The organism is Tenacibaculum aiptasiae (genome assembly GCF_965221665.1).
Taxonomy (GTDB): domain Bacteria; phylum Bacteroidota; class Bacteroidia; order Flavobacteriales; family Flavobacteriaceae; genus Polaribacter; species Polaribacter aiptasiae.
On sequence record NZ_CBDCSN010000003.1, the window covers coordinates 764,613 to 784,475 of the forward strand.

At 29.0% G+C, this 19,863-nt stretch carries 15 protein-coding genes and 1 tRNA gene; 12 read left to right on the forward strand and 4 right to left on the reverse strand.

Features of this window, described 5'->3' with window-relative positions; all coding sequences use genetic code 11:
• The first annotated feature begins 20 nt into the window (after positions 1-20).
• From ACOQN8_RS15425 to ACOQN8_RS15480, 12 genes are all read left to right on the forward strand, one after another.
• Positions 21-1,523 carry a hypothetical protein gene (locus ACOQN8_RS15425; RefSeq protein ID WP_420553349.1) on the forward strand — a complete coding sequence of 501 codons (1,503 nt, stop codon included), beginning with the start codon at positions 21-23 and terminating at the stop codon, positions 1,521-1,523.
• 148 nt (positions 1,524-1,671) lie between these two features.
• On the forward strand, positions 1,672-2,136 hold the full coding sequence (locus ACOQN8_RS15430; protein WP_420553350.1) for a hypothetical protein: 465 nt from the start codon (positions 1,672-1,674) through the stop codon (positions 2,134-2,136).
• 179 nt (positions 2,137-2,315) lie between these two features.
• Positions 2,316-2,906: a hypothetical protein gene (locus ACOQN8_RS15435; protein WP_420553351.1), complete on the forward strand. Its 591-nt coding sequence runs from the start codon at positions 2,316-2,318 to the stop codon at positions 2,904-2,906.
• 146 nt (positions 2,907-3,052) lie between these two features.
• The gene (locus ACOQN8_RS15440) at positions 3,053-3,814 is read left to right on the forward strand and encodes a hypothetical protein (protein ID WP_420553352.1); all 762 of its coding nucleotides are present in this window, start codon (positions 3,053-3,055) and stop codon (positions 3,812-3,814) included.
• 275 nt (positions 3,815-4,089) lie between these two features.
• On the forward strand, positions 4,090-4,452 hold the full coding sequence (locus ACOQN8_RS15445) for a hypothetical protein (RefSeq protein ID WP_420553353.1): 363 nt from the start codon (positions 4,090-4,092) through the stop codon (positions 4,450-4,452).
• Between the two features lie 134 nt (positions 4,453-4,586).
• Positions 4,587-5,186, forward strand: coding sequence for a hypothetical protein (locus tag ACOQN8_RS15450; protein ID WP_420553354.1), 600 nt, complete (start codon positions 4,587-4,589; stop codon positions 5,184-5,186).
• A gap of 127 nt (positions 5,187-5,313) precedes the next feature.
• Positions 5,314-5,802: a hypothetical protein gene (locus tag ACOQN8_RS15455; protein ID WP_420553355.1), complete on the forward strand. Its 489-nt coding sequence runs from the start codon at positions 5,314-5,316 to the stop codon at positions 5,800-5,802.
• The gene (locus ACOQN8_RS15460; protein ID WP_420553356.1) at positions 5,795-6,370 is read left to right on the forward strand and encodes a helix-turn-helix domain-containing protein; all 576 of its coding nucleotides are present in this window, start codon (positions 5,795-5,797) and stop codon (positions 6,368-6,370) included. Before ACOQN8_RS15455 ends, ACOQN8_RS15460 begins: the two co-directional genes overlap by 8 nt.
• A gap of 157 nt (positions 6,371-6,527) precedes the next feature.
• A tRNA-Lys gene (locus ACOQN8_RS15465) sits at positions 6,528-6,600 on the forward strand.
• A gap of 119 nt (positions 6,601-6,719) precedes the next feature.
• Positions 6,720-7,511, forward strand: a complete 792-nt coding sequence (locus ACOQN8_RS15470) for a carboxypeptidase-like regulatory domain-containing protein (protein WP_272149284.1) — start codon at positions 6,720-6,722, stop codon at positions 7,509-7,511.
• 104 nt (positions 7,512-7,615) lie between these two features.
• Complete coding sequence (gene purL / locus ACOQN8_RS15475; RefSeq protein ID WP_420553357.1) at positions 7,616-11,311, forward strand: phosphoribosylformylglycinamidine synthase; 3,696 nt, start codon at positions 7,616-7,618, stop codon at positions 11,309-11,311.
• Between the two features lie 191 nt (positions 11,312-11,502).
• A complete protein-coding gene (locus tag ACOQN8_RS15480; RefSeq protein WP_420553358.1) occupies positions 11,503-12,912 on the forward strand; it encodes a cytochrome P450 in 1,410 nt (469 codons plus the stop codon).
• On the opposite strand, the gene ACOQN8_RS15485 is transcribed toward ACOQN8_RS15480, so the two are convergent.
• From ACOQN8_RS15485 to ACOQN8_RS15500, 4 genes are all read right to left on the reverse strand, one after another.
• Positions 12,907-14,151, reverse strand: a complete 1,245-nt coding sequence (locus ACOQN8_RS15485; protein ID WP_420553359.1) for an Hsp70 family protein — start codon at positions 14,149-14,151, stop codon at positions 12,907-12,909. The genes ACOQN8_RS15480 and ACOQN8_RS15485 overlap by 6 nt on opposite strands.
• Before the next feature lie 126 nt (positions 14,152-14,277).
• Complete coding sequence (locus tag ACOQN8_RS15490; protein WP_420553360.1) at positions 14,278-15,045, reverse strand: GIN domain-containing protein; 768 nt, start codon at positions 15,043-15,045, stop codon at positions 14,278-14,280.
• Positions 15,038-17,449 carry an ABC transporter permease gene (locus ACOQN8_RS15495; RefSeq protein WP_420553361.1) on the reverse strand — a complete coding sequence of 804 codons (2,412 nt, stop codon included), beginning with the start codon at positions 17,447-17,449 and terminating at the stop codon, positions 15,038-15,040. The genes ACOQN8_RS15490 and ACOQN8_RS15495 overlap by 8 nt, the downstream gene beginning before the upstream one ends.
• A gap of 1 nt (position 17,450) precedes the next feature.
• On the reverse strand, positions 17,451-19,862 hold the full coding sequence (locus ACOQN8_RS15500; RefSeq protein ID WP_420553362.1) for an ABC transporter permease: 2,412 nt from the start codon (positions 19,860-19,862) through the stop codon (positions 17,451-17,453).
• Between the last annotated feature and the right edge of the window lies 1 nt (position 19,863).

Genomic DNA, 19,863 nt, shown 5'->3' on the forward strand with positions numbered 1-19,863 from the left:
AATAACCAATTGAATTAGGTATGAAAAAGAAAGTAATAAGTTTAAAGATTGTAATATCTTTAATAGGAATTATGTTATTGTTGAATTGTGAAAAGGAAGGGCACATTAACATAACTGACAATATAAACAATGAGTTCAATTACAAAACGGTGTCATCTGAAGAAATTTTAAATTTTCAAAAGGAAAGTAATCTCGCTAAAAAAACAGAAAACCAATTAAATTTAAAATTAGATTTTTCTGATATTAAACAAGAAAAAATCAAAAATACTTCTGAGTTTATTACATTAATTCCTGCTAAAACAAAATACCAAAATATTGATTCAAAAGTAATTTTATTAAAACAGGGCGATAACTTTATAAAAGCCTTAATAAACATAATACCTGATAAAAACATGTCTTCCAAAAAGTTTAGTGGAATATTAAGTATTACGCATTTAAATGGAAAGTTTATTAATGGATATAGAATAAAGAAAGGGGTGTTTATTACTCAATTTATTAAAGTTTCACCAAAAAATAAAAGAGGAACAACTTTAACGTCAAGTGCACCAGATGAAGGTAGTTGTGATGAAGGTTTAAATCCAGATTCTGATTTTTGTAATAATAATTTAGATGAAGTAGTAATAAATAGTAGCACTAGTAGTGGAGGCTTTGTAATCTCAATACCAATTTCTATCAGTAATTATTCAGATAATGGACCAGGTTTAAATGGTTACGGGTTAGGTTTTTCTTCTGGCGGAGGTGGTGGTTTTTCGGACTTTTCGGGTTCTTCGGATTTTTCAAATAACGTTGTTGTATTTCCTTGTGACAACCCTATTCATGGATGTGATAAAGAAGAATGTGACTCTGGTTTTTATAAAGATGTTTTTGGAAATTGCGTAGAAGAAGATCAAATTATAAATAAACTAACAGGGAAAGCTAAGTGTATTTACAATAAACTCAAAAATTTAAAATTATATAAAACTACAATTAAAAAGTTTGAAAATGACACTAAATATACTTTATATTTAAAACCAGGAATAGGAACTTGTGCAATTGGTTCTGAAGCTTGTACTGATGATAAAGATATTGATAAAGGAATAATAACTATATATTTTCCTAGTCATGGAAACACTAATTTAGATTTTGCTGCTACAGTTTTACATGAAGGGATTCATGCTCACTTATTTAGATACGTGAATGAGCATATTAAAGGGGTTAACCCTAATGATAAAAGAAGAATTTATGAATTATATTTTCATTATAAAAAATTTTCAGATCCCAATTATGCTAATGTTAATTTTCAACATCAATACATGAGAGAAAAATACATATATCCTATAGCAAATGCTATAAGAATTCTTGATAAAAAAAAGTATCCATTATATAAGTATTTAGGTTTTGCATGGGAAGGATTAAATACTGATTATGGTGTTGATAAATATTATGACGGAAATAAATGGATTGATATAGAAAAAACAGATTATTTTAAAGATAAAATTATTGTAAATAACACTAGTAAATTCAATAAAAATGACTGTAAGTAAATCCTATCTTTTTTTATTTTTTATTTTGATACTATCTTGTAAAAAATTAGAAACAAAAAATAATAATAACAACGAAGAAGAAAACACTTACAAAGTTTTAAGTTACCTCATTAATTTTTATTCACAAAAAATAAATTCTAATATTTTAATGCCACCTCCATTAAAACACAGAAACTTTAAAACTAAGGATAGTTTATTTTTTTATAAAAATTTTTATGAAAAAACTAATGGTATAAAAAAAATAGGAGTTTACGAAAACTTACTAAAAATGCCTGAGTATAATGAACTCTATTTTTCTGATTGTATAAAGTCAAAAAATAAACTAGACTTTTTTAAGAATGAAAATAATAAAAGTAAAATAGAAATTAATAAAATTTCATTATTAAAAAAAAATGATTCTATTCTTTTTATTAAGAATTCACAAAATAAAATAGACAATATTGATTTATACATGTCTTTTTCGAAAGTGAAATTTAATAAGAAATATACAAAAGCTATAGTCTTTTTAGGGATAAATTATGGAGCATTAAATGGTTTTTCTACATTAATTTACTTAGAAAAGAAACATTATCATTGGGTAATAAAATGTGAAAAAAGATTATCTATTTCATAAATAAAATGAAGTCTAAATGTATTATTAATTTTTAAAATAGTATGATTATTATAAAAATTAAAACCTTTTTAAAAGTTAATAAACCCACAGTATAGTGAGAAGAAATAATATATACTATGAAAAGATTGTTGATAATGTTATTAATACTCTTTGGTTGTAAAAAAGAAAAGAGTTTTAAAATGGAAACTAAATATGAAGTTTTACAAACTCTTTATAATTATACTACTAAAAATTATATTAATATTTTAGCTTTTCCTGTATCGCCTCCAAACCCTAAGATTAGGTTTGATTCTTTGCAAAAAATCTTAGAAAGAGATAGACAAATTATAAAGGATACAATTAGAATAGTTAATTCTTATATAAAAAAAGAGGGAAGGTTAATAGTATGTATAGATAAAACTCAAAAACCTGGCATAAATTTAAGTAAAAGAAAAATACCGTGCTTAACAAAAGAGTTTAAAAACTTGTTTTATAAGTTTATCCAAACAAAAGAAATCCAAACTTTAGATTTAACAAAAATAAAAGATAATAAGTATTCTGTCATTACATCTTATCATGATTATTATCCTAAAATGTCCAATAAAGGGTTTGAAAAATGTGATATGGTTTTAACTTTCTCAAGAATAGCAATCAATAAGGAAGAAAATAAGGCTATTGCAATTATGGGAACCAATTTTGGAAAATTAAATGGTTTTTCTGCTTTATTTCTTTTAGAAAAAGAAAATGGTAATTGGAAACTAAAGTGTAGAGAAGGTTTGTTTATATCATAACAATGAGGAAAAAAAATAGATATTATATAAAGTAGATATAACTATAATTTCACACTAATCAAAGTTGTAAATGATGAAAACAATAATTAAAGAATATATTCCTAACTAAAAACTAAACTACAACTGTATATATCAATTTATCTTTAATGAATAGCTCGTGCAAATATATTTTCTTAATCATATCTTTTATTTTTTTCTCATGTAAAGAAAAACAAAAGACTAGTATTCTAATAGAAGAAAATACTTATCAAATTTTTGAGAAAATAATAGGTGATTTAAGGGATTCAATAGTGTTAAAACCAGGTTTTCCACCACCACCAGATAAGAAGAGTTATAAATTTACAACAAAAGATAGTCTTCAAGCTTATAAATACTTTTATAAACAAACTGTGAGAAAAAAAATAATAGCTCTTTTACCTCAAACTTATATTTTAAATAAAAAATATAAAAAAGAAGTTTTGAAAACTATTAAAGAATGTACAAATAATAAGAATTTAATAAACTCATTTTTCAATTCTAAAAAGAATATTAAAATAGTTATTGATAAAATAGCTAATCATAAAAAAGACTCATTATTATATTATACCAAAAATTATGGAAAAAGATTAAGAACAGAATTTCAAGATATAGATATATTCTTAAGTTTTTCTAATATTATTTTTAACGAAGAGAAAACGAAAGCATTTTTAATTGTTGGAGTAAGTTATGAGAATTTAAATGGATTTTCTACATTGATTTATTTAGAAAAAGAGTACTATCACTGGACAATAAAGTGTAAAAAATATTATCTATTTCATAACAATAAAGAGAAGTTAAATATAAACTCAACTTCTTATCCTATGTATAATTATCTTATTTTTTTATACCAACTCCACTTCTCTCCTACTATGATTTTATTTCTCTTCTAATGAAAATAAAATTTTGCCCCTAATCAAAATAAAAAAATACTTAGAAGGGAATTATTGTTTTACTTAGAAGTAAAATAATATTTTCACTCTAGTAAAAATAAAACTTTCATTAGAAGCAAAATATTTTATAGATATCTAACTCTTAAAGCACTAAGTGATTACCCTTGTATAAAAACAGGTAAAACACCTATAAAATCTTAAGGTTTTTACCTGAGATAGTTTCAAATTATATGATAGATTTAAGTAGATAACAATAATTTAAAACCCTTCAGATTATGAGTAACAATCCAGAAACCATAGCAGTAGCAGCAAACTCAAGTACAAACAAAAAATACAGCTCAGGAAAATCTCCTTCAGTAGCTTCTAATAGTAAAAATGTAGTGATTGAAGTACACGAAACTTCTAATATTGCAACGAATACCTTGTATTATAAAGTAGGAATTATAGAAAATGGTAAGATTTCTTGGGGAAAAGACCATTCATTTGACAAAGGCTTTAATCCCTCTGTAGCTATTAATGATGAAGGTATGATAACTACAGTACATGAAACAACCAACACTGTAACATCTTCATTATATTACCGTTTAGGAAAAGTAGATACTAATAAAAAAGAAATTAACTGGAGCACCGATTTATAAATAGTTTCTAACATAAACATATTAAACCCGCTCATTGTTGAGTGGGTTTTAATTTATTTTCAATTACTTCTCTCCTATTTTCATTCTTTATAAATACTTTGTATTTTCACTTTTAAAAATTGTATTTGATCAAAATGAAGCTTAAAATATTATTATTGATATCAATAATCATAATATCTTGTAAAGCGAAAAGCAATGAAGTAATTATTAGTAATACTGATAAAGCAAGAATATTGAATGAGATATTGTCTGACACAACAGATTTAAAATTAATACCATACCAAAGAGTATTTATTTCTGACTTTAACTTTTTACCTCAATTACCTTATATGATTGAAAAAGAAGATGAAATTGAAACGGTTAGTTATCTTAAATATCTTTCACATAACCTTAAAGAGAATGATACTCTATTTCTTAAAAAGCAAATTCAGAAAAACAAAACATTTGATCTAAAAATGTTAGCTAAATATAATTATCAAATTCTCAATACCTGTGAACTTCTTAAAAAGGGAGTTCCTCATGATTCTTTAAGTCAAATAGTACATGGAAGAATGACTCCTTTTGAAAGGTTATATAACGAAAGTTATTTTTTAATTGATAAACCTATTTTTAACAAAAAAATGAATAGAGTATGTTTTGGTGTTCATAGAAAATCTTCTGGAGAAAATTTTGTACTTGAAAAAATAAATGGAAAATGGAAAAAGATAGGTTTAATATCCACTTGGGCTAGTTAATTAAGTTATTTTAGCATGTAAACACAGCAATAAACACAGATGACGTAAAGATGTCATAAGCATGCCGTCATCAATGTCTATAAGAGTAAATTACTTTTGTATCAAAGAATTATACAAATAGACATTGATGAAGAATCAGTACAAAGCAAATAAGCAACAAACGTTATTTCAAAAAGCATGTAAACTTGTAAAAACACCTATACTTCTTGCTTTACTACTTACACCGATCCGGTTTATACTCGAATTAATAGGCCTCCCAGAAAACCTTATATTTCTATTAGGATTGTTATGGTTAACAATAGGAATTACTATATATTGGACTATAAAGTATTATACAGATAAGCGTTTTTTTCTATTACTTCTTTTAAGTTTGGTTATATATTCACCAATATCAAGAATTCCAGTAGCCTTGGCTTGGTGGGCTGATACTCATTGGCAATTAGAAACGCATTATGGTCTTTATTTTGATAATTTCATACAAGTACTATGGAATCAAATCTTCTACGGATCACTTATCCAAATAATTTCTGGACTTTTAATAGGTTCAATTACCTTTGCTATTATGCAATACAAACAGGTTCTTAAACTAAAAAGTAATACTGTAAACAATGAATAAAAATCAATTAGCTAAAAGAGTAAAGGAATTAAGAACACAGAGAGGAATGTCGCAAGAATTTCTTGCTGAAGAATCTGGTTTAAGCTTAAGAACTATTCAAAGAATTGAAAATGGTCAATCCAATCCGACAGGAGAATCATTAAAACGATTGGCCAATGCCTTACAAGTAACTCCAAGTGAATTGATAGATTGGGCCATAAAAGAGGATACTAAATACCTAACCTTTCTCAATCTCTCTGCTTTAACATTTTTATTTTTTCCTTTATTAGGTATTCTACTACCATTTATCTTATGGACAGCAAGGAAGGATCAAATTAAAAATATTAATATAGTAGGAAAAAGCTTAATTAATTTTCAAATAACATGGATACTTCTATTATTCTTTATTCCCATAACATTGTATGTAATAGCTACAATAGGTATTGTAGAGAATATCTCATTAAGAGAGTTTTTTATTACTATAATCCTCTTATATTTAATAAACTTGATACTTATATTGTTCAATACTCTACGTATTAATAATGGGAAAAACGTTATATACCTTCCTCAAATAAATTTCTTAAAATAAATTATATAAACAGGTAAAATCATACCTTTCTGAAAACCAATCAAATAAAATAGCACTCAAAAATAATTGCTAAAAAAACGTAATTTTCTATCATTTTTTTTTGTGTATTTAAAGAACCGTTGTATATTTGCAACCGCTTTCAGGAAAGCAATTAAATGACCGGGTAGCTCAGTTGGTAGAGCATCTCCCTTTTAAGGAGAGGGTCCTGGGTTCGAGCCCCAGCCCGGTCACTAAAAAAGTTAAGCTTTTGCTTAGCTTTTTTGTTTTTATACGTTTCTGTTCCACTCCTAACCCATCAATTTCACAGTTTATTAACTAGTTTCATTGCAATTATTCTTATTATTGCAACATGCAAAATAAATATACTCTTTTAACCCTCTTATTATTTATTTCGTTTTTAGGTTTTTCCCAAGAACAGAAATTAAAAGGTCAAATAATTCATGCTGAGACTAAAAAACCATTAAGTGCAGCACACGTATTAAACTTAAATTCGGTAGTAGGAACCATTACCAACGAGAAAGGGCTCTTTGAATTAACTTCAAAAGCTAACGATACAGTATTGGTGTCCTTTTTAGGATTTTCATCAATTAAACTAAAAGTTACCAACGATCTTTTAAAAGGTAACGAAGTAGTAATCTCTTTAGAAGAAAAACCAGAGGAAGTAAAAGAAGTAGTGATTAAATCAACCAAACTAATTGGAGTTTTAGAAGTTGATATAAAACAAGTGCCTAAGGACAAGTTTACACGTATACATATAAATGGATTACCACAAACATATGAAATTGGTAAGCCTCAAAGAATCTCTTCTCCAATAGCTAAACTATTAAATCCGGTAGATTTGGTATACAACCTCTTTGGAAAGAAACCTAAACAGCTTAGAAAGCTGAAAAAACTAAAAAAAGAAGACGATTTACGAAAAATGTTAGCAGGAAAGTTTGATAGAGAGGTAATGATGGAATATTTAGAAATGGACCGTCAAGAACTTACTAAACTTTTAGACGATTGTAATTACTCAGAGTATTTTATAAAAAAAGCAAGCGATTTGCAAATGATTGAAGCTGTATTAAACTGCTACGAAAACTATAAAGCTCTTAAAAAAGGGAAAATAGAACGAAATCGAATTCCTGATAAAAGAAATTAAACTATAAAAAAGCGGCAAAAAAATGCTGCTTTTTTTATGCTTTTAATTCAATCAAAAGAATTAAATTTACGCCTTTAAAACAACACACAAACACAACAAACATAATGATTCATTTCTTTGGAAACGTAAACAGTAAAGTATTTGCTGTTCAAACAACAGAAGAATTAAGTACAGAAACAGTTTCAAAACTTACTTGGTTATTTGGCAACCAACCTAAAATAAACGCGGCGTCTTTGGACGTCTTTTTTGTTGGTCCACGTGCAGCTATGATTACTCCTTGGAGTACCAATGCTGTTGAGATTACTCAAAATATGGGAATCTCAGATATTATTAGAATAGAAGAGTTTGAAGCCGTTTCTGAAGAGTTTTCAGATTTCGATCCAATGATTTCTCAAAAATTCAACGGACTTAATCAAGATACATTTACTATTCAAATTCAACCAGAAGCTATTTTAGAGATTGACGACATTGCTGCGTACAATCAACAAGAAGGATTGGCTTTAAGTGAGGAAGAAGTTACGTATTTAGAAGAAGTATCAGAAAAAATTGGACGTAAGTTAACCGATAGTGAGGTTTTTGGGTTTTCTCAAGTAAATTCAGAGCACTGTCGTCATAAAATATTCAACGGAACTTTTATCATTGATGGAGAAGAAATGCCTACTTCATTGTTTAAATTGATTAAAGAAACTTCAAAACAAAATCCAAACGATATTGTTTCTGCTTATAAAGACAATGTAGCCTTTATTAAAGGCCCAAAAGTAGCGCAATTCGCACCTAAAACTGCTGACAAGCCAGATTTTTACGAAACTAAAGAATTTGATTCAGTAATATCTTTAAAAGCAGAAACACACAACTTCCCTACTACTGTAGAGCCTTTTAATGGAGCTGCAACTGGTTCGGGAGGAGAAATTAGAGACCGTTTAGCTGGTGGTAAAGGTTCATTACCATTAGCAGGAACAGCGGTATATATGACTTCATATTCTCGTTTGGAAGAAGATCGTCCTTGGGAAAAGAAATTTAAAGCTAGAGATTGGTTATACCAAACACCAATGGATATTTTAATCAAAGCTTCTAATGGTGCTTCAGACTTTGGAAATAAGTTCGGACAGCCATTAATTACGGGTTCTGTACTTACTTTTGAGCACAAAGAAAATTCAGCTGCAAGCGAATCAGAAGCTAGAAAGTTAGCTTATGATAAAGTAATTATGCAAGCTGGTGGTATTGGATACGGAAAAGCAGAGCAAGCATTGAAAGAAACACCTAATGAAGGTGATAAAATTGTGATTCTAGGTGGCGAAAACTACAGAATTGGTATGGGTGGAGCTGCCGTTTCTTCTGCAGATACTGGAGAGTTCTCTTCTGGTATTGAATTAAATGCTGTACAACGTTCGAATCCAGAAATGCAAAAACGTGCTGCCAATGCGGTTCGTGGTATGGTAGAAAGCGATGATAACTTTATTGTTTCTATTCACGATCACGGGGCTGGTGGACACTTAAACTGTTTATCGGAATTAGTAGAAGATACAGGTGGAAAAATTGATTTAGACAAATTACCTGTAGGTGATCCTACCCTATCTGCTAAAGAGATTATTGGAAACGAATCTCAAGAGCGTATGGGATTAGTAATTGCTGAAAAACATATAGAAACCTTAGAAAAAATTGCTGAGCGTGAGCGTTCTCCAATTTATACTGTAGGTGATGTTACTGGAAACAATCGTTTTACGTTTGAATCTGAAACCAAAGGTGACAAACCAATGGATTTAGCTTTGGAAGATATGTTTGGAAGTTCTCCAAAAACAATTATGACTGATAAAACAGTTGTAAGAAATTATAAAAACCCTCGATACAAAACAAGAAACCTACAAATCTATTTAGAACAAGTATTGCAATTAGAAGCCGTAGCTTGTAAAGATTGGTTAACTAATAAAGTAGACCGTTGTGTAGGTGGTAAAGTAGCTAAACAACAATGCGTTGGTCCATTACAGTTACCACTTAACAATGTAGGTGTAATGGCATTAGATTATAACGGAAAAGAAGGAATTGCAACTACTATTGGGCACTCTCCTATTTCAGGTTTAATTCACCCAGGAGCTGGAAGTAGAAATTCTATTACAGAATCGTTAACTAACATTATTTGGGCACCTTTAAAAGATGGATTAACATCAGTTTCATTATCGGCAAACTGGATGTGGCCTTGTAAAAACGAAGGTGAAGATGCTCGTTTATACAAAGCTGTAAAAGCTATTTCTGACTTTTCTATCGATTTAGGTATCAATGTGCCAACAGGAAAAGATTCGCTTTCTATGAAGCAAAAATATCCTGATGGTGAAGTAATTTCTCCAGGTACCGTTATTATTTCTGCTGCAGCTAACTGTAATGAAATTTCTAAAGTTGTTGAGCCTGTATTACAAAATAACGGACAAAGTGTTTATTACATCAATGTATCACAAGATACTTATAAATTAGGAGGTAGTTCATTCAATCAAGTATTAAATACTATTGGTAGCGAAGCTCCAGATATTCAAAATACTGCTTTTGTAAAAGATACTTTTAATACAATACAAGATTTAATTAAAGCCGATAAATTATCAGCTGGACATGATATAGCTTCTGGTGGATTTATTACAACTTTATTAGAAATGTGTTTTGCTGATGTGAATTTAGGTGCTGACTTTGATTTAACATCTTTAAATGAAGAAGACTCAATAAAAGTATTGTTCTCTGAAAATGCAGGAATTGTTTTCCAAGCAGATGCAAGTGTTGAAGCTGTTTTAGCTGACAAGAATATTGAGTTCTTTAAAATTGGTACTGCCAATAATAGCGGAACCGTAACTATTAAAAACAACGAAGACACTTTCTCTTTTAATGTTACTGAAATGAGAGATGTTTGGTATAAAACTTCATTCTTATTCGATCAAAAACAAACAACAAATGGTTTAGCTCAAGATCGATTTGATAATTATAAAGTACAACCGTTAACTTATACATTCCCTACACATTTTACAGGGAAATTAAGTGATACTGTTGGAAACGTAACAAACAGGCCTAAAGCTGCTATTATTCGTGAAAAAGGATCGAATTCAGAGCGTGAAATGGCTAATGCTATGTACTTAGCTGGCTTTGACGTAAAAGACGTACATATGACCGATTTAATCTCTGGTCGTGAAACCTTAGAAGATATCCAATTTATTGGAGCTGTTGGTGGTTTTTCTAATTCTGATGTATTAGGATCTGCTAAAGGATGGGCTGGTGCATTTTTATACAATGAAAAAGCCAATACTGCTTTAAAGAACTTCTTTAAACGTGAAGATACTTTATCGGTAGGTATTTGTAATGGTGCACAGTTATGGATGGAGTTAGATTTAATCAATCCAGATCATAAAGTACATGGAAGATTAATTCACAATGATTCGAAAAAACACGAGAGTTCATTTACTTCAGTAAAAGTTCAAAAAAATAACTCGGTAATGTTATCTTCTTTGGCAGGAACAGAGCTTGGTGTATGGATTTCACATGGTGAAGGAAAATTTAATTTACCTGAAAGTGAGGCGAACTATAATATTGTTGCTAAATATGGTTATGAAGGATATCCAAACAACCCAAATGGGTCTGATTATAACACAGCAATGTTGTGTGATAGTACTGGACGTCATCTAGTTACAATGCCTCATATTGAGCGTTCTACATTCCAATGGAACTGGGCAAATTACCCTGCTGGTAGAAAAGACGAGGTGTCTCCATGGTTGGAAGCCTTTGTAAATGCTAGAAAGTGGATTGAAAACGTTAAAAATGTTAAATAAATCTTAAGTGTAACAAATGTTACAGACCCTTTCTTTAATTCACATTACTTTTGTGGCTTATTATTAATCTATATTTGAAGGGTTAGATTAACAATATAATTTTAGAGGACGCATTTATGTGTCCTCTTTCTTTTTATATATACCCATTGTTACAATTTGTATTATTATTTTTACAAAAACTAACAACTAAAATGGACACCCTCACTAAAACCATAAAGGATTTAAATACTCCAAAAGGCAGTTTTTTATTAGGAAACTTAAAAGACTTCAAGAAAAAGAATAAACATCGTATTTTAGAGCAATGGGCTAAAGAATATGGTGAATTCTTTACAGTTAAATTAGGTCCCTTAAAAGCACTTGTTTCTGCTAATGTAGATTTTAATAATACTGTTTTAAAACAAAGACCTGATACCTTCAGAAGACTTTCTAAAATTAATGAAGTCTTTATAGAAATGGGATTTCATACTGTATTTAATGCCGAAGGAGCTCATTGGAAAAAACAACGCAAACCTGTAGCTGAAGCCTTAAGTGTAAAAAAGGTAAAAGGCTACTATCCTATTATTCAAGAAAAAACTAAAAACCTAGTTTCCAAAATAGAAGGATACGCTACCCAAAGCAATACTATAGATATTATAAATGACTTTATTGCCTTTACAATTGACGTAACAACAGAAATTGCTTTTGGTTATAAACTAAATACAATACATAATAAAGAGGATCGTTTTCAAAATTATTTAGAGCTAATTTTTCCAATGATTAATGAACGTATAACTGCTCCAATTCCAATGTGGCGCATTTTACCTTCAGCTAAAGATCGTTTGCTAAAAAAGTCGCTTAAAGAAATCGAAACTATTATTTACGATTTTATTAATGAAGCTAAGGTTAGATTAGCAAACAATCCTGAATTAAAAGAAGCACCTTCTAATTTTTTAGAAGCTTTATTGGTTGAAAGCGAAAAAGAAGACACTGTTTTTGATGAAAAAACCTTGTATGGAAATGTAATAGCCATGTTATTAGCTGGTGAAGACACTACTTCTAATACTTTAGGCTGGACTTTGTATTATTTAACACAGCATCCTGAAATAGTTCAAAAAATTAGAGAAGAAGCCTCTCAATATGATGGTTTTGTTCCTGATAATTATGATGTTATTTCTAGTTTAAAATATACCAATGCTGTAATTCAAGAAGCTATTCGCTTGAAACCTACTACTCCAATGCTGTATTTTCAAGCAAATGAAGCTACTACTGTTAATAATATTGCTATTCCAAAAGACACAAGCATTATTCTGTTGAATAGTTATGCAGCTATGGAAGAAGACTATTTTTCTAATTCTAATGATTTTGATCCCAACAGATGGTTAAAATCTGAATGTCCTTATCATAAAAACCATACTCCTAAAGCTATTAAAGCATTTGGTGGTGGTTCTAGATTATGTCCTGGTATGCATTTATCAATTATAGAAATGACAACCGCTATTTCTAGTATTTGTAAACAATTTGACCTTAGTTTAAGTGTAAAGCCTCAAGATGTTGAGGAAAACTTTGCTTTTACTGTGTATCCAGAAAACTTAAAGGTTCAATTTAAAAAAGCCAATTTATAGATTCGTATCTTTTTTAGCTTTTTCTAATAAGCCTAAAGCTACCGAATCCATAGAGTTATTTTCTATCAGTTTTGCCTTTGAAAAAGTTTCTTTAAATAGTTGCTTTACCAAAGGCATTTTACTGGTACCTCCAGTTAAAATCAGATAGTCAATCGATTTTTCATTAACTCCTGCTTGTAAACAACAATCATTAGCAGTAGCTACTATTTTGCTAATAACACCATTAATTGCATCTTCTAGTAGGCTTTTTGAAATTGTTAAATTGGTATTAGATAAAAACTCACTACTAAACATAAGCTCTTTAGTATCTGATAGTTTTATTTTTGTTTGCTCTATTTGATTTAATAAAGAATGGGCTTTTTTGTTCTCTATTAAGCTCTTTAACTGTACTACTTTTTCTTTATACTTCGCATTGTTAATCATTTTTCGAACTAAAAACTCAGTCTTTTTAGTATATAATAAAGTAGTTATCTTATTCCAATCGGAAGCTTGTCTGTATGGCAATGCTGGTAAGGTTAATCCTTTGAATTTATCTATTGTTTTATACCCCAATTCAGGAAAAAATACTTCTAAAGCAAAGTTACTATCAATATCTGTTCCTCCTAAAGAGATTCCGGAAGTAGCTAATATGTTTAAATCTTTTTTATCTTCATTTATTCCAACCACAGTAAAATCACAAGTTCCACCTCCTAAATCAGCCACAATAGCTAAGGAATTCTTATCTATTTTCTCTTTATGATAATAAGCTGCAGCTATGGGTTCTTCTAAAAAAGAATAGTTTTTATACCCTACACTCTTCAAAATTGATTCTAACTGTGTTATTCCTGAGTTTGCTCCTTTTTCTTTTTCAGAAAGTCTAACTGGTTTTCCCACAACTACATAATCAGTTTCACCTCCTAAAAAATCTTCAGTTTTCTCTTTTACATGTTTTAAATAGTTTACAATAATATCGTGAAAGAAGATATTGGTTCCTGGTTTTAAAGCTGTTCCTTGTTCAAAAAACTGAGTTCCAAGAATTCGTTTAAAACTTTTCATATATCTACCATAGCCATTGTTTACATAAGTATTGGTGGCTAAATCTCCATAAATAGGCTTATCTATTGCCTCAAATGGAAAAAACACACTACTTGGTAGCGATTTATTATTGTTTTCAAAAGGAACCATAATAGTCTTTCCTCCCTTATAAACTGTACTAATTGTATTGGAAGTCCCGAAATCTAATCCACAAATATTTTGCATAACACCTAGAAAATTGAAAGACGCGCAATTTACATTAATCTTTAGTTTTTCTAAGCAAAAAAGTATTCTTTTATAAAACAAAAAACTGCCTTTTAAAGGCAGTTTTTTTCTGAACTACATAAAATATTAATCTACTTTTTTAATAGTAGATCTTCCTATAACAATTCCTTTTTTAACTGTTGCGTTTCCTTTGTATAATACTTTAGCTTCTCCATACGCAGTAACTTTCAGTCTATCTGAAACATTAAGTTTAAAAGATGCTGCACCATACGAGGTCACCTTAGTTTCTTTTGTTTCTAAATTAGTTGCCATAAATTTCGCTTCTCCATAAGCTGTAACTTTTAAATTATCTACAACTCCTTTATCAACAGTTACTTTACTGTCTCCATAGATAGTAAAACGTAGTTTATTTGTTTTTACATTTTCTATAGTTGTTTTTGATTCACCATACAGTCGTATTTTACTCTCATTAGCAGCTGTTAAGTTTTTAAAAAGCACATCCTCCTCTCCTCTTATTGAAAATATTTTAACTGGTGTATGTTTTACAACAATCTGTGCCTTAGTACCTCTATAAATTGGTACTTTTCTTTTACCATTATTATACTTTACCTTTTTATTCTTTGTTACTGTTTTTGCTCCTTCTAAATAAATATGAAGCGTCTTATTTTTCAATTCATATTTAAACTTTTCTTCAGAAACATCTAAGTTTTTTATTTCAATACTAGATCTTTCTCCTTCAATAAATACAGTTTCTATGTGTGGACTAACTATTATTTTATTATAAGCTCCTTCTAAAGGAATTACCTTATTTTGAGCTACCAAACTGATATTCATTAAGAAAACTAGCAATAAGCCTGCAAATAAACCATTTCTCTTCATAATTATTTTATTCAAATTTTAAATATTTAATTAAATCTATCCTTGTTGCATTATAAGCCTTTATCCCTACAACTGCTAACACTAGTATAACTAATACTAAAGGAGTTACAATATATGGAAGTATTGGCATATCTATTCTATAAACAAAATTATCTAACCAATTTTGCATTAAATAATACGCTATCGGAGTTAAGAAAGCAGAAGCTATTAATGTTATTTGTAAAAAGCTTTTTACCAATTGGAACATAATTTCTTTTACTGATGCCCCTAAGGTTTTACGTATAGCTACTTCTTTTAAACGCTGCTGAATGGTTAATGTTGCTAAAGCAAATAGTCCTAACAAAGCTATAATTACCACAATTACTGATAATATTAAAAACATGCTTTGTTGTTTTTTATACTTATCATACGTTTTTGCAAACTTTTTATCTAAAAACTGATACGAAAATGGATATTTAGTATCTACATTTTCTTTCCAAAAACTTTCAATTTTTGCAATAGTATTATCTATATCACCAGATTTAATTTTAATTTGAATTGCTGGTATCCAAGACTTTGCTTCTTTATAAGTATCCCAAAGAACAAAAAACATCGGTGCTATTTTGGCGTCAAATCCATCAAAATGATAATCTTTTACCATTCCAACTACTTCTAAAGACATATCATCTGACCATCCTAAACCTAATTTTTCTCCAATTGGATTGTTATAAATACCTAGTTGCTTTGCTGCTGTTTCATTGATAATAATTTTATTAATACTATCTGAAGCCATGTTTTTAGAGAAAGTTCTTCCCTTTAGCACTTCTATATTCGCAAAATCTATATAATTATAGTCTACCAAATTTGAAGCTGAATTAAAGTTTTTATCGTTTATTTCATGTATTAAAGAAGTTCCGTTTACAAAACCTTCTCCAGGTACAAACATACTTGCTGTAACATCGACTATATCAGGATCATTTGACAAGACTTTCTTCGTTAATAAATATTTTTCAAACTCATTTTCTATACTATACACATCAACAGTTAATACTTGCTCTTTATCAAAACCTAAGTCTTTTTCAACCATATAATTAATTTGACTAGAAACTATTAACATACTGATAATAAAGAATCCAGAAATTAAAAACTGAAGCCCCAACATAATATTTCTTGCAAAATTTCCTTTTTTATTTTTAGAAATATTTCCCTTTAAAACTTCTACTGGTTTAAAGTTTGATAAGTATAAAGCGGAAATACCTCCTATTGAAATCGATATTAAAACCACACTTACCAATAAAGTTATTAATGATTTAACTTCAAAAATTGATATCTCTACTTGAATAAACTCATTAAAAAAAGGTAATGCTAACTCTACAATGATAAGAGCAAAAACAAAGGAAACTAAACCTTGTACAACAATTTCAAGTACATATTGAAATAATAAATTTGTTTTAGACAACCCCAGTGTTTTCTTTACCCCAACTTCCTTTGCTCTTTGACTAGCTGAAGCTATTGATAAGTTGATGAAATTTACACAAGATATAATGATTAACAGTATAGAAAGCCCTAACAATACCATTAATAATTGATAATTTCCTGTTCCACTAGGTCCAGCTCTATTTGCTGTACTATGTAAGTAAATTGTACTTAACTTATCTAATAAGATTCCTGGAGCATCAAACTTTTCGTCAAACTCTTCTTCTGAAACACCTTCTTGTAATGCATATTTTTTATGTACACTAACTAAAATTTGAGTCATTTTTTGCCTAACCAACTCTATATCTGCTCCTTTTGTAATTCTACAAAACAGCTCATTATTGTGATTTCCCCAATGTACCTCAAAAGGTGTATCGTATTGTATTACTAAATCAGGCTCTTGATGTGAATTTTTAGGAATCTTATAAACACAGGCCACTAAATAATCTTTACCATCAATTTTCACAGAATTTCCAGCCGCACTAGCTCCTTTAAAAATTCGTTTTGCATAGTCTACTGAAAGTGCTATGCTTTTCCTTGTTTCTGCAAACTTTTGAGTTGATCCTTCCACAATTTTAAAAGGAAAAAAATCGAAAAAATTAGGATCCGTAAAAATTGTTTTGTTATTAAACTCATTTACTTCATCATACTGTATAACTCTACTCCTATAGTAAGGTTTTACCATAACAGCATCTGTTACTTCTGGTATTTCTTTTGGGTAAGTAAGGTACATTCCTGGATTAACAGTATACCAAACTTCACCTGATTGAGGCTTTTTCAAATTTACCCTATATACATCATCTTTATTTGGATTCCACTGATTATAACTTTGCTCTTCATTTAAATATAAAAGCACTATTAATAATCCTGCCAATCCTAAGGTTAATCCACTTATATTTATAAAGGTGTTTAACCAATTTTTCTTACTATTTCTATAAAATATCTTGAACCATGTTTGAAACATATTACTCAAATTTTAGATATTTAATTAAATCTACTTTGGTAGCATTGAAAGCTTTTAAACCTACAACTAAAAATACTAGTACCATTAATACAACTGGCGTTACTATATATGGTAGTATAGGCATATTGATTCGATAGATAAAATTATCTAACCAACCTTGCATAAAGTAATATGCCATTGGTATTAAAAAAACAGATGCTACAACTACTACTTTCATAAAACTTTTTATTAGTTGAAGTATAATTTCCTGTACACTTGCTCCTAATGTTTTACGTATAGCTACCTCTTTTAACCTCTGTTCTATGGTTAACGTAGCCGATGCAAACAATCCTAATAATGAAATGATTATTACTATTACTGTTAGAATAAAAAACAAAGTCTTTTGATTTAAATATTTCTTATACGTTTTCGCAAAACGTTTATTTAAAAAAGTAGGATTATATGGATATCCTTGCTCTACATTTTTACTCCAATAATCTTCTATAAAATTTAAAGTATTATCCAAATTATCTGGTTTAATTTTAATTTGAATTGTTGAAAGCATACTTTTCATAAAATCAAACCCATTCCAATGTAAAAAGACTGTAGGTCTTATTTTGGTATCTAAGCCATCTACATTATAATCTTTTACCATACCTATAACTTTCATGTTTACATTCGAATAACCACCAAAACTAATAGGTATTTGTTTTCCTACAGGGTCGTGATATATATTTAATGATTTTGCTAAAGCTTCATTAATTAATATATTTTTTATGGTATCAGAAGCTATTTCTTCTTTAAAACCTCTACCTTTTAAAACCTCAATATTTAATGCTTTTAAAAAGTTATAGTCTATAGCATCTAAACTTGTTCTTTCTGAAGTTCCTTTATAATCAAGTCTAGCTCCCATTCCTATACCTCCTCCAATAATTGATAGATTACTTGTAACATCTTCAATATTTGGGTGTTTGGTTAATTCTTTCTTCGCTAATAAATATTTATTATATTTTTCATCGTTTTCATTCATAGGAATCATTAAAACTTGTTCTCCATTAAAGCCTAAATCTTTATTTTCCATATAATTAACCTGATGATTAATTATTATTGAACTAGCTAAGAAAAAACCAGAAACCAAAAACTGTATTCCTAACATTAGATTTCTTATAATAACTCCTTGCTTATTTCTAGACACATTACCTTTTAATACTTCAACTGTTTTATACTTTGATAAGTAAATTGATGGAATAACTCCTATGATAGCTGAAGCTAGTATGACAAAAAACAAGAATTTAACTAATAAATCTATTTTATATAGCGATATTGATTTGCTCATAAAAAGATTGAACGAAGGCATAATAAGCTCTAATAACAATAGAGAAAACATAAAAGCTATTAGTCCCTGAATTACAATCTCTAACACATATTGCATTATCAATTTTGTCTTAGCAAGTCCCAACGTTTTTTTAATTCCTACTTCTTTTCCTCTTTGTGCTGCTGTGGCTATAGAAAGATTGATTAAATTCACGTAAGAAATAATAATTATTAATATTGATAATGATAACATGATTAATATTAATTGATAATTACCCTTTCCTTCTGGTCCTGCATTTCCGGTTACTGTTTTTAGACGAATATCTTTAATAGACTCTAAATAAGGTGTTATTCCTTGTTTTTCTACAAACTCCTCTGGTGTAATTCCTTCCTTTTTAGAAAATGGTAATACATAGTTTTTGTGCCAAATATATGATGCCTTTTTCTCTATATCATCTTGATTTGTTCCTTCTGCTACCTTAACAAATAAATTAACACCTAAATTCTCCCAATCTTGATCCAGCAATTCATTTTTATACTGTATTATCATATTGGGCATATAATAATGCTTTCCTACAATTTTATATACCGTAGTAACAGTAAATACTCTGTTTAAAAACTCTATCGTTTTTCCTATAGGAGATTTATTGTCAAAAAAGATACGAGCTTGCTCTTCTGATATCGCGATATTATTTCTTGCCTCACTAAACTTTTTTTGACTTCCTTCTATAATTTTAAAAGGAAAAAAATCAAAGAAATTAGCAGAACCTTTTAAAATGTTTTCAGAAAATTGATTTTTCCCATTAACCTTTACTAATTCTGAATAATACCAATTTGGACTTACATAATAATCTAATATCTCTGGGATTTCTTCTTTATAAGTAACACCTTCCACTATAGTACTATGAGCTCCTACTCCTCCATTAGACATTCTATGAATAACTCTATAGATATTGTCCTTTTGTGGATTACTCGAATTATAGCTTTGTTCGTCATTTAAATACGCTAATACAATTAAAGCTGTAGTAAATCCTAAAGCTAATCCTAGAATATTAACAAGTACATTTAGCCAATTTTTCTTGCTATTCCTATAAAATATCTTGAGCCATATTTGGAACATA

Bases quoted from the DNA above. Each gene is read 5' to 3' on its own strand.
- ACOQN8_RS15425 (WP_420553349.1), top strand. From the start codon at position 21: ATGAAAAAGAAAGTAATAAGTTTAAAGATTGTAATATCTTTAATAGGA.
- ACOQN8_RS15430 (WP_420553350.1), top strand. From the start codon at position 1,672: ATGCCACCTCCATTAAAACACAGAAACTTTAAAACTAAGGATAGTTTA.
- ACOQN8_RS15435 (WP_420553351.1), top strand. From the start codon at position 2,316: ATGGAAACTAAATATGAAGTTTTACAAACTCTTTATAATTATACTACT.
- ACOQN8_RS15440 (WP_420553352.1), top strand. From the start codon at position 3,053: ATGAATAGCTCGTGCAAATATATTTTCTTAATCATATCTTTTATTTTT.
- ACOQN8_RS15445 (WP_420553353.1), top strand. From the start codon at position 4,090: ATGAGTAACAATCCAGAAACCATAGCAGTAGCAGCAAACTCAAGTACA.
- ACOQN8_RS15450 (WP_420553354.1), top strand. From the start codon at position 4,587: ATGAAGCTTAAAATATTATTATTGATATCAATAATCATAATATCTTGT.
- ACOQN8_RS15455 (WP_420553355.1), top strand. From the start codon at position 5,314: ATGAAGAATCAGTACAAAGCAAATAAGCAACAAACGTTATTTCAAAAA.
- ACOQN8_RS15460 (WP_420553356.1), top strand. From the start codon at position 5,795: ATGAATAAAAATCAATTAGCTAAAAGAGTAAAGGAATTAAGAACACAG.
- ACOQN8_RS15470 (WP_272149284.1), top strand. From the start codon at position 6,720: ATGCAAAATAAATATACTCTTTTAACCCTCTTATTATTTATTTCGTTT.
- purL (WP_420553357.1), top strand. From the start codon at position 7,616: ATGATTCATTTCTTTGGAAACGTAAACAGTAAAGTATTTGCTGTTCAA.
- ACOQN8_RS15480 (WP_420553358.1), top strand. From the start codon at position 11,503: ATGGACACCCTCACTAAAACCATAAAGGATTTAAATACTCCAAAAGGC.
- ACOQN8_RS15485 (WP_420553359.1), bottom strand. From the start codon at position 14,151: ATGCAAAATATTTGTGGATTAGATTTCGGGACTTCCAATACAATTAGT.
- ACOQN8_RS15495 (WP_420553361.1), bottom strand. From the start codon at position 17,449: ATGTTTCAAACATGGTTCAAGATATTTTATAGAAATAGTAAGAAAAAT.
- ACOQN8_RS15500 (WP_420553362.1), bottom strand. From the start codon at position 19,862: ATGTTCCAAATATGGCTCAAGATATTTTATAGGAATAGCAAGAAAAAT.